General features: G+C 66.7%; 18 protein-coding genes. 6 read left to right on the top strand and 12 right to left on the bottom strand.

Annotated elements, in window-relative coordinates; all coding sequences use genetic code 11:
- Positions 1-188: 188 nt before the first annotated feature.
- From RLN94_RS07730 to pyrH, 7 genes are all read right to left on the bottom strand, one after another.
- Positions 189-314, bottom strand: coding sequence for a hypothetical protein (locus RLN94_RS07730; protein ID WP_350081145.1), 126 nt, complete (start codon positions 312-314; stop codon positions 189-191).
- Between the two features lie 102 nt (positions 315-416).
- Positions 417-1,769, bottom strand: a complete 1,353-nt coding sequence (rseP, locus tag RLN94_RS07725; RefSeq protein ID WP_350158561.1) for an RIP metalloprotease RseP — start codon at positions 1,767-1,769, stop codon at positions 417-419.
- Positions 1,770-1,778: 9 nt separating this feature from the next.
- Complete coding sequence (dxr, locus tag RLN94_RS07720; protein WP_350081141.1) at positions 1,779-2,951, bottom strand: 1-deoxy-D-xylulose-5-phosphate reductoisomerase; 1,173 nt, start codon at positions 2,949-2,951, stop codon at positions 1,779-1,781.
- Entirely contained in the window at positions 2,948-3,730 is a 783-nt protein-coding gene (locus RLN94_RS07715) for a phosphatidate cytidylyltransferase (RefSeq protein ID WP_350081139.1), read from the bottom strand. The genes dxr and RLN94_RS07715 overlap by 4 nt, the downstream gene beginning before the upstream one ends.
- Complete coding sequence (uppS, locus tag RLN94_RS07710; RefSeq protein ID WP_350081137.1) at positions 3,727-4,467, bottom strand: undecaprenyl pyrophosphate synthase; 741 nt, start codon at positions 4,465-4,467, stop codon at positions 3,727-3,729. The genes RLN94_RS07715 and uppS overlap by 4 nt, the downstream gene beginning before the upstream one ends.
- 1 nt (position 4,468) lies before the next feature.
- Positions 4,469-5,032, bottom strand: coding sequence for a ribosome recycling factor (gene frr / locus RLN94_RS07705; RefSeq protein WP_350081135.1), 564 nt, complete (start codon positions 5,030-5,032; stop codon positions 4,469-4,471).
- A 49-nt stretch (positions 5,033-5,081) separates the two neighbouring features.
- Positions 5,082-5,813, bottom strand: coding sequence for a UMP kinase (gene pyrH / locus RLN94_RS07700; RefSeq protein ID WP_350081133.1), 732 nt, complete (start codon positions 5,811-5,813; stop codon positions 5,082-5,084).
- A 152-nt stretch (positions 5,814-5,965) separates the two neighbouring features.
- Between pyrH and miaA the strand changes: the two genes are divergently transcribed.
- The 3 genes from miaA to RLN94_RS07685 all read left to right on the top strand — a co-directional run bounded on the left by miaA (position 5,966) and on the right by RLN94_RS07685 (position 9,689).
- On the top strand, positions 5,966-6,847 hold the full coding sequence (gene miaA, locus RLN94_RS07695; RefSeq protein ID WP_350081131.1) for a tRNA (adenosine(37)-N6)-dimethylallyltransferase MiaA: 882 nt from the start codon (positions 5,966-5,968) through the stop codon (positions 6,845-6,847).
- Between the two features lie 85 nt (positions 6,848-6,932).
- A complete protein-coding gene (locus RLN94_RS07690) occupies positions 6,933-7,928 on the top strand; it encodes an AraC family transcriptional regulator (RefSeq protein ID WP_350168747.1) in 996 nt (331 codons plus the stop codon).
- 90 nt (positions 7,929-8,018) lie between these two features.
- Positions 8,019-9,689 (top strand): ABC transporter substrate-binding protein, encoded by a 1,671-nt coding sequence (locus RLN94_RS07685; RefSeq protein ID WP_350081127.1) that lies wholly within the window; start codon positions 8,019-8,021, stop codon positions 9,687-9,689.
- Between the two features lie 49 nt (positions 9,690-9,738).
- Here the strand turns inward: RLN94_RS07685 and RLN94_RS07680 are convergent, their stop codons facing one another.
- Complete coding sequence (locus tag RLN94_RS07680) at positions 9,739-10,323, bottom strand: lytic transglycosylase domain-containing protein (RefSeq protein ID WP_350081125.1); 585 nt, start codon at positions 10,321-10,323, stop codon at positions 9,739-9,741.
- Positions 10,324-10,520: 197 nt separating this feature from the next.
- Between RLN94_RS07680 and ssb the strand changes: the two genes are divergently transcribed.
- Positions 10,521-11,012, top strand: a complete 492-nt coding sequence (ssb, locus tag RLN94_RS07675) for a single-stranded DNA-binding protein (RefSeq protein ID WP_350081123.1) — start codon at positions 10,521-10,523, stop codon at positions 11,010-11,012.
- Between the two features lie 49 nt (positions 11,013-11,061).
- Here ssb and RLN94_RS07670 read toward each other — a convergent pair whose 3' ends face one another.
- A complete protein-coding gene (locus RLN94_RS07670) occupies positions 11,062-11,202 on the bottom strand; it encodes a hypothetical protein (protein WP_350081121.1) in 141 nt (46 codons plus the stop codon).
- Positions 11,203-11,271: 69 nt separating this feature from the next.
- Between RLN94_RS07670 and RLN94_RS07665 the strand changes: the two genes are divergently transcribed.
- A complete protein-coding gene (locus tag RLN94_RS07665) occupies positions 11,272-12,198 on the top strand; it encodes a GNAT family N-acetyltransferase (RefSeq protein WP_350081119.1) in 927 nt (308 codons plus the stop codon).
- A gap of 30 nt (positions 12,199-12,228) precedes the next feature.
- Positions 12,229-14,049, top strand: a complete 1,821-nt coding sequence (typA, locus tag RLN94_RS07660) for a translational GTPase TypA (protein ID WP_350126933.1) — start codon at positions 12,229-12,231, stop codon at positions 14,047-14,049.
- Positions 14,050-14,153: 104 nt separating this feature from the next.
- On the opposite strand, the gene RLN94_RS07655 is transcribed toward typA, so the two are convergent.
- The 3 genes from RLN94_RS07655 to RLN94_RS07645 form a co-directional block, all read right to left on the bottom strand.
- A complete protein-coding gene (locus tag RLN94_RS07655; RefSeq protein ID WP_350126931.1) occupies positions 14,154-14,420 on the bottom strand; it encodes a hypothetical protein in 267 nt (88 codons plus the stop codon).
- A gap of 346 nt (positions 14,421-14,766) precedes the next feature.
- A complete protein-coding gene (locus RLN94_RS07650; RefSeq protein WP_350126928.1) occupies positions 14,767-15,054 on the bottom strand; it encodes a DUF1330 domain-containing protein in 288 nt (95 codons plus the stop codon).
- Between the two features lie 21 nt (positions 15,055-15,075).
- Positions 15,076-15,360, bottom strand: coding sequence for a DUF1330 domain-containing protein (locus RLN94_RS07645; protein ID WP_350126925.1), 285 nt, complete (start codon positions 15,358-15,360; stop codon positions 15,076-15,078).
- Position 15,361 lies beyond the last annotated feature (1 nt).

The raw sequence follows: 15,361 nt of genomic DNA, 5'->3' as shown, positions 1-15,361 counted from the left end.
AAGTCAGTAACCTCTCTCTCTGGGCTTGTCAAAGCGCGTGTGGGCAGATTTTGTGTATGTTCCGGGACGGAAGACAAGAAGCGCCCCGACCCCGGGCAACCCATGCGGGCGCCGGGCCGTGTCAAGCGCGGTGAAACCGGTTGGAATCCGGGTGTTGCGCGGCGGGATTGACGGCGCGCGGAGGCCGCTCAGATCGAGCCGAAGAAGGCCCCGGCGAGCAGCGCCACGGCGATGGTGGCGAGATAGAGAATCCGGTCCCAGTTGACGTCCACCAGGAGGCTGATGCCGCGGTATCCGCTGACGATTTGTTGCATGGTCCTGCCCCTACTATGTTTCAGGCGCTAACTGACGCAGCAATGTGACGCGAATCCGGATCGGATTGGGGCGAAATCGTGGCGGGCCGCCCTGCCCCGGCGTCAGGGGCAGAAGAGATCGTTGGTGATGGCGAAGGCCATGACCGAGAGGACGAAGAACAGGCCGACGGTCATGATGATGCGCAACGCCTTGTCGCTGGGCGGGCGCCCGGCAACTGCTTCATACGCATAGAAAACCAGGTGGCCGCCATCGAGCACCGGGATCGGGAAGAGGTTCAGGAGGCCGACCGCGGTGGACAGGACGGCGATGAACCAGATGTAGTTCGAGATCCCCTGGCTGGCCATGGCGCCGGAGACCTCGGCGATGCCGATGGGGCCGGACATGTTGCAGCTGCTGATGGCGCCGGTGATCATGTGGTAGAGGCCCGAGACCGAGCCGGAGATCACCTGCCCGACCTGCGCCGTGCCGTTGGCGAGCGCGTCGAGCGGGCCGAGCCGTTCGGTGGCGGGCTCGAAGGCTAGGCCGCCGGCGATGCCGATGCGCCACTCGGTGCGGAAGCCGCCCTCGTCCTGCGGCTCGTCCACGCGGCGGGGGGCGAGGGCGAAGTCGAGCATCTCGCCGTCGCGCCAGACATCGAGCTGAAGCACGCGGCCCTCGGACGATTCGACGATGTCCTTGAGTTGCGCAAAAGACACGATCGGCTGGCCATCGACGGCGGTGATGACATCGCCCTGCTTCATGTCGATGTCGTAGGCCGCCGATTGCGGCGAGAGCTGCACCACGTGGGGCGGCATCGGGTACGGGCCCTGCACCGAGATCAGTTCGCCGTCGCGGCGGACCTCGTAATCGAGCAGCGCCTCCTGCGGGAGGGCGTCGATGAAATCCTGGAAGCTGTCGCCGGTGTCGGCGTCGCGGGCGGGAACCTCCTGCCCCTCGATTCGGACAAGTTCGTCGCCCGGCTGCAGGGTGATCCCCTCGACCGGCAGATCGGTCAGTTCGCCCACGGCGAGCGGTTCGGCGACCTTGCCCTGGGACATCATCACCGCGGTGAAGACGATGATCGAGAGGATGAAGTTGAAGACCGGCCCGGCGGCGACCGTGAGGGTGCGGGCCCAGAGCGGCGCGCCCAGCATGGTATGGCGTTTCTGGTCGCCGTTCATGGTGCCGTACTCGTCGCTGGCGGTGCCGCTGGCGGCGTTGGCGTCGCCCATGAACTTGACGTAGCCGCCGAAGGGCAGTGCCGCGAACTGCCAGCGGGTGCCGTGCCGGTCGGTGCGCGAGAGGAGCACCGGGCCGAAGCCCAGCGAGAAGACCTCGGCCTTGATCCCACACCAGCGCCCGACGATGTAATGGCCGTATTCGTGGATCGCCACGATGATCGAAAGGGCGACGATGAACGCCACCACGGTCATGAAAACGCCGCCAAACTGGGGGATGATCGCCATCGGGTCCACGCGCAACTCCTACCTTGTTCTTTCTCTTACCACGTCGTCTGCGCGGGTTCTTGCGAGGTGGTCTGCCTCGAGCACCGTGTCAAGCGTGAAGCCGGCAGAAGTGAGGCTGTCCTCTGACGACAGCCGGGCAAGCACCTCCTCGACCACGTCGCACATGTCGCAGAAGCCGATATGGCCGGCGATGAAATGGTCGAGCGCGCGTTCCTTGGCGGCGTTGAAGATCGCGCCGGAGAAGCCGCGCGCCTCCATCACCTCGCGGGCGAGGCTGAGGACGGGGTAGCGTTGCAGGTCGGGCGCGCGGAAATTGAGCTGGCCCACGGCGGCGAGGTCGAGCTGTTCGACGGGCAGCGCGTAGCGTTCGGGCCAGTACATGGCGTGGCCGATGGCATGGCGCATGTCGGGCGGGCCGACATGGGCGATCATGCCGCCGTCGCAGTAGGCCACCAGCGCGTGCACCAGGGATTCGGGGTGGATCAGCACCTCGATCTGGTCGGGGGTGAAGCCGAAAAACTCCCGCGCTTCAATCATTTCCAGCGCCTTGTTGAACATCGAGGCGCTGTCGATCGTGATCCGCTGGCCCATCGCCCAGTTGGGATGGGTGGAGGCCTGTTCGGGGGTGGCGCGCGCGATATCCTCGAGCGGCCAGTCGCGGAAGGCGCCGCCGCTGGCGGTGATGATGATGCGGGTGACGGCGGCGGCATCCTCGCCCCTGAGCGCCTGGAAGATGCCGGAATGTTCGCTGTCGACGGGCAGGATGCGGCCGCCATTGATGCGGGCGGTCTGCATGACCAGCGGCCCGGCGGCCACGAGCGATTCCTTGTTAGCGAGCGCGAGTGTCGCCCCCTGTTCCAGCGCGGCGAGACCGGGGCGCAGCCCGGCGGCGCCGACGATGGCCGACATCACCCAGTGCGCCGGGCGTTGCGCAGCCTCGATCAGGGCGGTTTCGCCTGCCGCGGCCTCGACGGTACTGCCCCTGAGGGCGGCGCGCAGGTCGTCGAGGCGGGTCTCGTCGGCGGTGACGGCAATCTCGGCCTCGAGCGCGATGGCGTCGTGGGCCAGTTGCGCCACGTTCTGGCCGCCGGTCAGGGCGACCACATCGAAGGAGGCGGGATCGCGGCGGACGAGGTCGATGGTGTTCTGACCGATCGAGCCGGTCGCACCGAGGATCGAGATCCGTTTCATGCGGTGTGCGAGATCACGTTGAGGGCCCAGAGCAGCATGGCGATGGCCGCGCCGCCGAGCAGCCCGTCGAACCGGTCGAAGACGCCGCCATGGCCGGGGATGAGGTTGGAGCTGTCCTTGACCCCGGCCCGGCGCTTGACCGCGCTCTGGGCGATGTCGCCCATCTGGGAGGCGAAGGAGACGAGGACGGAGACCAGCACGAGGGCGAGGCCGGCGCCGGTCGGGCCGGCGAAGATGGCCCCGGCGATGGCGGCGGCGACCCAGCCGCCGATGGTGCCGCTCCAGGTTTTCTTGGGGCTGACGGCGGGCCAGAATTTCGGGCCGCCGAGGCTGCGCCCGAAGAAGTAGCCGGCCACGTCGGTGGCCACGACCACGGCGACCAGCCAGAGGATCGAGGCGAGCCCCGCCTGCCCGCGCAGCACCACGAGGGCGAGGCAGGCCAGCAGGATCCAGATATGGACGCAGAAGCAGAGCGGCTTGTCGCGCCCTGCCCTTGCGGCGGTGACGACGGCGGAGGCGGCGAGGATCGGCAGGGCGAAGATGCCCGGCAGGAGGGCTGCGAGCAGCAGCAGCGCGCCGCCGGCGAGCGCCCCGTCCTGCATCGGCGCGGGGGCCGCGAACATGCGGGCGTTCTCCCAGGCCATGAGACCGCAGACGGTGCAGGCGACGATGGTGAAGACCCAGCCGCCGAGCCAGAGCGCGACGAGCCCCGCCACCCCGATCGCCACGCCCGAGAGAACGCGCGGCACGAGATCATGCCACTGTCTCGGGTCGCTCATGCCGTCACGGCCCCGAAGCGCCGGTCGCGGGCGCCGTAGCCCTTCAGCAGTTCGGTGAACACGTCCTTGGTGAAGTCGGGCCAGAGCGTGTCGATGAATTCGTACTCGGCATAGGCCGATTGCCACAGGAGGAAGTTGGAAATCCGCGCCTCGCCGCTGGTGCGGATCACCAGGTCGGGATCGGGTAAAACGCAGGTATCAAGGTACTTTGGAAGCGTTTCTTCATCCACTTCCCCGGGCTTGAGCCGGCCCGATGCCACGTCTTCGGCCAGCCGCCGGGTGGCGCGCGAGACCTCGTCGCGGCCGCCGTAGTTGAGCGCGATGGTGAGGTTGGTGCCGGTGCAATGGCTGGTCATCTGCTCGGCCTCGTCCATCAGCGCGCGCAGCTTGGCGTCGAGGCGCGGCCGGTCGCCGATGAAACGGACGCGGACATTCTCTTTCACGAAGTCCTGCATCTCTTTCATGATGTAGCGGCGGAAGAGGCTCATGAGGCCCGCGACCTCGGTCTGGGTGCGTTTCCAGTTCTCGGTGGAGAAGGCGAAGATCGTCAAGTACTCGACGCCGAGGTCCGGGCAGGCGGTGACGATCTCGCGCACGCGGCGGGCGCCGGCATGGTGGCCGAAGAGCCGGGGCCGCCCGCGCGCCTGCGCCCAGCGGCCGTTGCCGTCCATGATGATCGCGACATGGCGGGGGCCTGTGGGGGCGTCGATTGTCCGCGTGTCGCGCGCCTTTGCCATGTCAGACCTGCATGATCTCGGCTTGCTTGGATTCGAGCGCCTCGTCGACCGCCGCGATATACTTGTTGGTCAGCTCCTGCACCTCGGTTTCCCAGAATTTCTGGTCGTCCTCGGACATGCCGTCGGACTTGGCCTTCTTGATCTGGTCCATCCCGTCGCGGCGGACGTTGCGGATGGCGACGCGGGCGTGCTCGGCATACTGGCCGGCGACCTTGCCGAGTTCCTTGCGGCGTTCCTCGTTCAGTTCGGGGATCGGCAGCATGATGATCGTACCGTTCATCTGTGGGTTGATGCCCAGCCCGCTTTCGCGGATCGCCTTCTCGACCTTGTTGACGAGGGACTTGTCCCAGACATTGATGGTGACCATCCGCGGTTCGGGCACGTTCACCGTGCCGACCTGGTTGATGGGTGTCATCTGGCCATAGGCCTCGACCTGAACGGGTTCGAGCATGCTGGCCGAGGCGCGGCCCGTTCTGAGCGAGGCGAATTCTGTCCGGAGCGAGTGCATCGCCCCGTCCATCCGGCGTTGCAGATCGTTCGTGTCGAGCTCGAAATCATCCGACATGTCGTGGAATCCTTGCTTGCGGTCGTTGGTCTTGCGACCCTTTTTATCCTCAGGCGTGCACCGTTGTATAGGTGCCCTTGCCCGAGAGTATGCTGCGGAAGCCGCCCGGCTCGTCGAGGGAGAAGACGATGATCGGCAGGTTGTTGTCGCGGGCGAGCGCGATGGCGCTGGCATCCATCACCTTGAGATGCTTGGCCAGCACCTCGTCATAGGAGACGTTGTCGAAGCGGACCGCGTCGTCATGCTTGACCGGGTCCTTGTCGTAGACGCCGTCGACCTTGGTGCCCTTGAAGATCGCCTCGCAGGCCATTTCGCTGGCGCGGAGCGTGGCGGCGGTGTCGGTGGTGAAATAGGGGTTGCCGGTGCCGGCGGCGAAGATGCAGACGCGCTTCTTTTCGAGGTGGCGCACGGCGCGGCGGCGAATGTACGGCTCGGCGACCTCGTCCATCCGGATGGCCGAGATGACGCGGCAGAAGACGCCGAGCCCCTCGAGCGCGCTTTGCATGGCGAGCGCGTTCATCACGGTGGCGAGCATGCCCATGTAATCGGCCGTGGTGCGCTCCATCCCCTGCGCCGAGCCCTGAAGCCCGCGGAAGATGTTGCCGCCGCCGATCACCATGCAGACCTCGACGCCCATGTCGTGGACCGACTTGACCTCCTGCGCGATGCGCTCGACCGTCGGCGGGTGCAGCCCGTACCCCTGGTCCCCCATCAAGGCTTCGCCGGAAATCTTCAGAAGCACGCGGCGAAAGGTGGTCTTGTCGGGGTCTGAATCGGGCATGGGGTGGGCTCCGTCTGCGCCGGGCTGGCAATCGCGCGCAAAATGTCGGAAAAGGCGGGCAGGTTCAATCCAAGAAACCCCTTTCCTGCGGATAAAGCGCGAAAGCGCGCCCCGCGCGAAGGCCCGGAGCCCGCGATACCCCCTGCCCCGCCATGATGAAGCTTCCCGATATCCCCGCCGACATGCCGGTTCTGATCGCCGGGCCGACCGCGTCGGGCAAGTCGTCGCTGGCGATGGAGATCGCCGGGGCGCAGGGTGGCGTGATCGTCAATGCGGATGCGATACAGGTCTACGAGAACTGGCGGGTTCTGACCGCGCGGCCCTCGGAGGCGGACGAGGCGGAGGTGCCGCATCTGCTCTACGGGCATGTGGCGCATGACGGGGACTACTCGGTGGGGCGGTGGCTGCGCGAGGTCAGGGAGGTGCTGGCGGGAACGGCGCGGCCGGTGATCGTGGGCGGCACGGGGCTCTATTTCACGGCGCTGACCGAGGGGCTGGCCGAGATCCCGGCGACGCCGCCGGAGGTGCGGGTAGAGGCGACGGCGCGGCTGGAGGCGGAGGGGCTGGAAGCGCTGCTGGCCGAGCTGGACGGTGACACGCTGGCGCGGATCGACCGGCGGAACCCGATGCGGGTTCAGCGGGCGTGGGAGGTGCAGCGGACAACCGGGCGCGGTATTGCCGAGTGGCAGGACGACACGCCGCCGCCGCTGTTGCCGCCCGGGGCCTGTGCCCGGCTGGTGGTGGAGGCGCCGAAAGAGTGGCTCAACCCGCGGATCGAGCGGCGGTTCGACCTGATGCTGGAGGCCGGGGCGCTGGAGGAGGCGCGGGCGAACCTGCCGATCTGGAACCCGGCGCACCTGTCGGCCAAGGCCATCGGCGCGCCGGAGCTGATCGCGCATCTGAAGGGCGAGATGACGCTTGACGAGGCGCGGGAGGCCGCGATCGTGGCCACGCGGCGCTTTGCGAAACGGCAAAGAACGTGGTTTCGCGCCCGGATGGCGGGCTGGGAGCGGCTATCCGCCGCCGACTTGTAGTATTCCGGACATTTTTTCCTTTTAATGCGCCCTGACCTCGTGAAAACTGTTGAAAAGGCGACGGGACGCGGGGGACAGGGCCGCATTGACCAGACAAGTCAGGATCATGAGCATCGCCCAGTGGTCGGGCGCGGGCACGTGGCGGGCGGAGCTGCCGCATTCGCACGAGGATCACGCGCTGATCTGGGTCACGCGGGGGCAAGGCCGGTGCATGGTGGAGGGCGTGATGCGCGGCCTGAGCGTGCATACAGCGCTGTGCGTGCCGGCAAAGACGCTGTTTTCGCTGGAGATGGGCAAGCAGGGGTTCGGCACGGTCTGTACCATCCCGGCGCGCAGTGCGGTGCTGATGCCCGACCAGCCGGTGTTGCTGCGGATCCGGGATGTGCATGCGCAGGCAGACCTGACCACGCTGCTGGAAACCATGCAGCGCGAGCAGAGCAGCGCGCGCCCCTTTGCCGACGAGGCGATGATGGCGCATGCCTCGCTGCTGACGGTGTGGCTGCGGCGGGCGATCATCGACCAGCCGGACGACCCGCCCAGCCCTACCGCCGCGCAGCGGCTGGTGATGGCCTACGCGGCGCTGGTGGAGCGGGATTACACGACGGGCAAGCCGATGTCGGATTATGCCCGCATCCTTGGCGTGACCCCCACGCACCTGACCCGCGCCTGCCGGTCGAGCGCGGGGATGACGGCGTCGGAGATGCTGACAAGGCGGACGGTGCACGCGGTACGCGACCTGCTGGAGACGACGGACCATCCGGCGAACCGGGTGGCGGCGATGCTGGGGTTCCGCAGCGCCGCCTATTTCTCGCGCTTCGTGCTGCAGCATACGGGCAAGTCGCCCACGGCGCTGCGCAAGGCCAAGGCGGGCGAGAAGCCGGTGGCGCGGCAAGCGGCGCCGGGGGCCGCCGCGCCGGCCAAGCCGATGCCGGCCCGCGCGCCGGAGGCGGCGCCCGCGCCTGCCGCTTCCCCTGCCCCTGCCCCTGCCTCCTCGCCGGCCGAGCCTTCGCGGGCGCCGGACCGCACGGAGGAGCCGATGCCCTATCGCCGCCCCGCCTCGATGCCAACGCCGGACAATTGATGGCGGCGTGCGGGCGGAACCTGACGAATGCGGGCGTGTTGAGTGCAGGCGGATGAAAGCCATCTTCCACCATCATTTCCAGGTGTCCCCATGTCATTGAGCAACCGTGCCGATCCCCCCCTGCATCCCGCCGCAGAGGGGCTGGCGCGGGAGTTGCGCGAGGGCGCTATCGGGCGGCGGGAGTTCCTGGCGCGGGTGAACGGCCTTGGCGCCAGCACCGCCGCCGCCTGTGCGCTGGGCGGGTTCGCTTTGCCCTCGGCCGCCACGGCGCAGATCGCGCGGGGCGGCACGCTGCGCATCCAGCAGACAGTGCGCGAGATGAAGGACCCGCGGCTGTTCGACTGGAGCGAGCTGGGCAACCAGACGCGCGGGTTTTTGGAGTACCTGGTGGAGTACCAGGGCAGCGGGGCCATTCGGGGGATGCTGCTGGAAAGCTGGGAGGTGAACGAGGACGCGACCGCCTATGTCCTGCATGTGCGGCAGGGCGTGCGGTGGAGCAATGGCGATGCGTTCACCGCGCGGGACGTGGCGCGCAACATCGCGCGGTGGTGCGACAGCTCGGTCGCGGGCAATTCGATGGCCGGGCGGCTGAGCGGGCTAATCGACCCCGAAACCGGGAAGATGCGCGACGGCGCAGTGACGGTGCGGGACGAGCAGACGGTCGAGCTGTCGCTCAGCGCGCCGGATATCGCGGTGATTGCCAACATGTCGGATTACCCGGCGGCGGTGGTGCATGAAAGCTATGACGGCGGCGACCCGTTTGCCCACGGCATCGGGACCGGGCCGTTCCGGCCGGTGAGCCTGACGCCGGGGGAGAGCTGTATCCTCGAGCGCCAAACCGGGCAGGACTGGTGGGGGACGGAGGTCTACGGCGGGCCGTATGTCGACCGGGTGGAGTTTCTCGATTACGGCACTGATCCTGCGAACTGGGTCGAGGCCGCGCGGGAGGGCGAGGTCGACCTGCTTTACGAGACGGTGGGGGATTTCGTTGACGTGATGGACGGGCTGGGCTGGACGCAGACCCGGACGGAGACCGCGGCGACCACGGTGATCCGGGGCAACCAGCAGGCCGAGATCGACGGGCGGCGGCCCTACCAGGAGGCGGCGGTGCGCCGGGCGCTGGCGCTGGCGGTGGATAACGAGATCTGTCTCGAGCTGGGCTATGGCGGGCGCGGCACGGTGGCGGCAAACCACCATGTGAGCCCCATTCACCCCGCCTATGCCGATATCGGCCCGGCGGAGTATGACCCCGGCGCGGCGATGGAGCAGATGCGCGAGGCCGGGATGGAGGCGTTCGAGCACGAGCTGATCACCATCGACGACGAATGGCAGCGCAACACGGGCGATGCGGTGGCAGCCTTGATGCGCGATGCGGGGCTGCGGGTGCGGCGGACGATCCTGCCCGGCGCGATCTTCTGGGAGACGTGGAAGGAGTACCCGTTCTCGGCCACGCAATGGAATCACCGGCCGCTCGACGTGCAGGTGCTGATGCTGGCCTATCGCTCGGGCGCGGCGTGGAACGAGAGCGGCTATGCGAACCCGGCCTTCGACGCGCTGCTCGACGAGGCGATGTCGATCGCCGATGCGGGCAAAAGGCGGGCGGTGATGGAGAAGATCGAGACGATGCTGCGCGAGGACGGGGTGATCATCCAGCCGTTCTGGCGGGCGCTTTTCAGTCATCACAACGGTCTGGTGAACGCCGAGAAGCATCCGGCGCATGAGATCCATCTCTACGAGATCGGGTTTGCCGAGCCGGAATGAAAAAGCCCCGGAATGCCGGGGCCTTGATAGGTGAGGCGACGGGGCGGCCCTAGCTGCCCCAGATCACCTTCACGTAGTTGGTGGTTTCCTGATATGGTGGCACGCCGCCGTATTTCTCGACCGCCTTGGGCCCGGCATTGTAGGCCGCGAGCGCCAGACGCCACGAGCGGAAGGCGCGGTATTGCTGGGCGAGGTAGCGGGCGCCGCCATCGAGATTCTGGTAGGGATCGTGCGGATCGACCCCCAGCACCGCCGCGGTGCCGGGCATGAGCTGCGCAAGGCCGATCGCCCCCTTGTGCGAGAGCGCCTTGGCGTTCCAGCCCGATTCCTGCTGCACCAGCCGCAGGAACAGGTCGGTCGGCACGCCGTGGCGGAGCGCCGCCGATTTCGCCATGTCGAGGAACTCGCCCCGGTAGCGGCCGTTATAGGCCTGCGCGCTGCCCCACTTGGTGGGCGTCACCACCTTGTCGGGCTGCAGGCGCACGGAGGCCTTGTATTGCTGGCTGGCGCGGGTATCGAGCACCCGCGTCTGGTTGCTGAAGTTCTTCTTGCCCTTGCTGCCGAAAATGTCGGCCTGGGCGGTTGCCGGAAATGAAAACGCGGCGCAAAGCACCGCCGTTACAATTGTGCGCATCCCCGTCACTGTCCCCAATTGTCCCCAGATCCAATAATGGGGGGACTATACGGATTTTGGCGCGGATTTCCAGATCACCGTGCCTTGCCGGGGCGGAACAGGCGGATTCCCGTCATTTGTTTAGAATTTTAGGCTTTCCTTCACCCTTCTGCGATGGTGTAACCAGCAGAACACGAGATGAACCGCAGGAGGGCGCGATGGCCGGATCGGTCAACAAGGTAATAATCATCGGAAACCTGGGCCGCGATCCCGAGGTGCGGACGTTCCAGAACGGCGGCAAGGTGTGCAACCTGCGCGTGGCGACCTCGGAGCAGTGGAAGGACAAGAACACCGGCGAACGCCGCGAGCGGACGGAATGGCACAGCGTGGCGATTTTCTCCGAAGGGCTGGTTCGGGTGTGCGAGCAGTACCTGCGCAAGGGGTCGAAGGTTTACATCGAAGGCAAGCTGCAGACGCGCAAATGGCAGGACCAGTCCGGGCAGGATCGGTATTCGACCGAGATCGTGCTGCAGGGGTTCGACGGAACGCTTCAGATGCTCGACGGCCGCGATGGCGGCGGTGGCAGCCAGGGTGGCAATTACGGCGGCGGCGGCAGCGATTACGGCAGCGGCTATGACAGCGGGCCGTCGCAGGGGCAGCCCGCGTCGCCGGGGCCCTCGCGGGATTACGACGACGAGATACCGTTCTGATCTTTCCGGGATAGCCGTTCGAAGGGGGCCGTGCTTTGCGCGGCCCTTTCTAGTTGAAGAACAGCCGGACGAGGCCGAGGGCCAGCAGGAAGCCAAGGGAGAGCCCCGCCGCGAACAGCGTCAGACCGAAGAGCGTGGGGCGCGGAGCGGGGGCATGGTGACCCAGTACCGTGTTATTCGTGTTTTTCATGCCGCGGACTTAACGGTCTGTTAGGTTTCCAAATCGTTAACTTGGCCCATGCGGCTAGAAAAAAGTTTCATGGGCGACTGGCCCGCCCTGCCCTGTGCCCTTCAGCAGCACCCGTTTTATGGGCAGGCCGTGCGCCGGATGGGGGGCGAGGCGGGGATCTACCGGGTCGTTGCTGACGGCAGGGAGATCGGGCGGGTTCAGGTGCTGTATCGCCGTGTCGGGCCGGGACGGCTGGCGTGGATCGGGCGGGGGCCGGTGTGGCTTCCCGGGGCCCCGTTGGCCGCGCGGCGCGAGGCGTTGGCGGGGCTTGCCGGCGCCGTGGGGGGCGCGGCGGTGGTTCAGCCGGATACACCGCTCGAGGCATGCTGGCTCGGGGCGCCGGCGGTGATGAGTGCGGCGAGCGTTGCCGAGATCGACCTGACGGCGCCCGCGGCAGACCGGATGGCGCGGCAGCATGGCAAATGGCGCAACCGGCTGCGCGGTGCCCGGGCCGCGGGCCTGACCGTCCGGCACCGGCCGGTGGACATGGCGGCGGACGCGGGTTTGCTGGGGCGGGAGACGGCGCAGCGCAAGGCGCGGGGCTATGCTGCCCTGCCCCCGGCTTTCCTGCACCACTGGGCCGGAGGGGATCGTCAGGCCACCCGGCTCTTCACAGCCCATCAGGGTCAGGACACGGTGGCCTTCATGCTGTTCCTGCTGCACCCGCCGGTGGCGAGCTATCATATTGGCTGGTCCGGCGCGGCGGGCCGCAAGACGTCGGCGCATCACCTGCTGTTGTGGGAGGCGTCGGAGTGGCTGGCGGCGCGGGGGTTTGCGCGGCTCGATCTGGGCACGATCGATACCGAGAGAGCCCCCGGCCTCGCCCGGTTCAAGATCGGCAGCGGCGCCCGTATCCGTGTTCTCGGGCCCACGCTTCTGCCCCTGCCGCGCTTTTTGCGCGTTGCGTCGGCGGTTGACCGCGCTTTCCCTCTGGCCATTCGCCGGAACCACGGTTAAGCCGCGCGCAAACATCCCAAGGACACCCGAATGGACCTGCGCAACATCGCGATCATCGCTCACGTGGACCACGGCAAGACCACGCTTGTCGACGAATTGCTGAAGCAATCCGGCGCCTTTCGCGCCAACCAGGCCGTGGCCGAACGTGCCATGGACAGCAACGACCTCGAACGAGAGCGGGGGATCACCATCCTCGCCAAGGCGACCAGCGTCGAATGGAAGGGCACGCGGATCAATATCGTCGACACGCCCGGCCACGCCGATTTCGGCGGCGAGGTCGAGCGGATTCTCAGCATGGTCGATGGCGTGGTGCTGCTGGTGGACGCGGCCGAGGGGCCGATGCCGCAGACGAAATTCGTGACGTCGAAGGCACTTGCGCTGGGGCTGCGGCCGATCGTGGTGCTGAACAAGGTCGACAAGCCGGATGCCGAGCCCGACCGCGCGCTCGACGAATGCTTCGACCTTTTCGCCAATCTCGACGCCAACGAGGATCAGCTCGACTTTCCGCATATGTATGCCTCGGGCCGCTCCGGCTGGGCCGATCACGAGCTTGACGGGCCGCGCAAGGATCTGTCGGCGATGTTCGACCTGATCGTGAACCACGTGCCGGCGCCGAAACAGCTCAAGCGCGCGAACGAGGATTTCCGGATGCTGGCGACAACGCTGGGCTCGGACCCGTTCGTGGGGCGGATCCTGACCGGCCGGGTCGAATCGGGGCATCTGAAGGTGGGCGCGACGGTGCAGGCGCTGTCGCGGATCGGCCAGAAGATCGAGCAGTTCCGGGTGACCAAGATCCAGGCGTTCCGCGGCCTGACGCTGCAGGACATCCCCGAGGCGCAGGCGGGCGATATCGTCACGCTGGCGGGCATGTCGAAGGCCACCGTGGCCGACACGATCTGTGCGCTGGCCGTGGACGAGCCGCTGTCGGCGCAGCCGATCGACCCGCCGACCATCTCTGTCACCTTCGGCATCAACGACTCGCCCCTGGCGGGGCGGGACGGCAAGAAGGTGCAATCGCGCGTTATCCGCGAGCGGCTGATGAAGGAGGCCGAGCAGAACGTCGCCATCCGCGTGACCGACACGCCGGGCGGCGAGGCGTTCGACGTGGCGGGCCGTGGCGAGTTGCAGATGGGCGTGCTGATCGAGAACATGCGGCGCGAGGGGTTCGAGCTGTCGATTGCCCGGCCCCGCGTGCTGATGCGCGAGGACGAGAACGGCCAAACGCTGGAGCCGGTGGAAGAGGTCACGATCGACGTCGATGACGACTATTCCGGCGCGGTGATCGAGAAGATCACCGGCGCGCGCAAGGGCGAGATGACCGAGATGAAGCCGGCGGGCACCGGCAAGACCCGGATCGTGGCGCATGTGCCGTCGCGCGGGCTGATCGGGTATCATGGCGAATTCCTGACCGACACGCGCGGCACCGGTGTTCTCAACCGCGTCTTCCACGGCTGGACCCCGCACAAGGGGCCGATTCCGGGCCGCCGGGCGGGGGTGCTGATCTCGATGGAAGCGGGCGAGGCGGTGGCCTATGCGCTGTGGAACCTCGAGGATCGCGGGCGCATGTTCATCGGCCCGCAGGAGAAGATCTACCAGGGCATGATCATCGGCGAGCACAGCCGCGAGAACGACCTCGAGGTGAACCCGCTGAAGGGCAAGAAGCTGACCAACGTGCGGGCCAGCGGCACCGACGATGCCGTGCGGCTGACGCCGCATATCCAGTTCAGCCTGGAAGAGGCGATCGCCTATATCAACGATGACGAGCTGGTCGAGGTGACGCCGAACGCCCTGCGGCTGCGGAAGCGCTATCTCGACCCGCATGAGCGCAAGCGGCAATCGAAATCCTCGTGACGGGCCCGGCGCGTATGTAGCGTGCTCGGCGACAGTCACCTCGTCACGAAAAAGGCCCGGTCAAACGACCGGGCCTTCGTTTTTGGGGTATTGGATGCGCCGGATTAATTGCAGGGCGCTTTGCGCAGCACGTAGTGGCCGGCTTTTTGCAGATGGGTCTTCTCCATGTAGACCGGCGGGTAGTAGACCTTGACGTATTGTCCGTCGACATGCTCCCACTGGTGCTTGGCTGCCATTTCAAGATGCTTGGTGGTGTAATACGTGGCCGGAACCCAGTGCTTGTCATAACAGGCAACTTTCTGGCCTTCCCAAGCGACCGCGGGGGCAGCAAATAGCATCGCGGTGGCAGCAACAGCAAAGATAGTCTTCATTTAAAAGTCTCCCTAAGGTTTAGCAGTAGAACTTTTGGACCGCACATCGGCAAATACTCCCGCATGTGCGATTATGTATTCTGCGCCGAGTCGGCGAAAATTTCGCGATTTCTTTAAGAATGAGGCCAAAATAAGGCAGTTTCGCCATATTTCTGCCACAGTTGGCCAAGTGATTGAGTTGGCTACTGTTTCGGAAACGGAAACAAATTAGCCCTATTCCGACGTTTGCCTCGCCGAACGGGAACGATCAACCGATCGCGACGCCTTGCAGCATCCGGGCTGTCGGCTTAAGGGTGGGATTGCGCGTGGCGCGGCGTGCCATGCCGTGGCGGGTGCCGAAGCCTGCCTATTCGCTGGTCTCGACGATCAGCAGGTCGCGCTCCGAGGCGTCGCGCGCGTGGTCGAGCGCTTCCTGGTACTCGGGCGAGCGGTAGCATTCCTCGGCCGCTTCGACCGAGGGGAATTTCGCCACCACGTTGCGCGGCCGGTCATTGCCTTCGAGCTGGACGTAACGGCCGCCGCGAGCGATGAAATAGCCGCCGTGCTTTTCGATCGCGGGGCCGGCGAGCTTGGCGTATTTGCCGTAGGCGTCCTCGTCGGTGACGGTCACGTGGGCGATCCAGAGTGCGGGCATTGGGTCTCTCCTGAGGTCTGTTCACATACCGTCAACGATGACGAGGTCGCGCGTGCTGTTCGCAAGCGCGATGGGCAGGATGCGCTGGTAGGCGTCGGAATTGTACCAGTCAAGCGCGGTCTGCCGGTCGGGGAACTCGATGACGACGTGCCGGTCGGGGCAGTCGCCCTCGAGCACCTCCTGCGCACCGCCCTTGACCAGGAACCGGCCGCCGAAGGCCTCGGCCAGGGCCGCGGTCTGGCTGGCATAAGCCTTGTAGCCCTCGGGGTCGGTCACGGTGATCCGCGCGATGATGTAGGCGCTCATC

This window comes from Roseovarius sp., assembly GCF_040223625.1.
In the GTDB taxonomy this organism is placed as follows: domain Bacteria; phylum Pseudomonadota; class Alphaproteobacteria; order Rhodobacterales; family Rhodobacteraceae; genus Roseovarius.
This window is presented reverse-complemented; position numbering and strand designations above follow the sequence as displayed.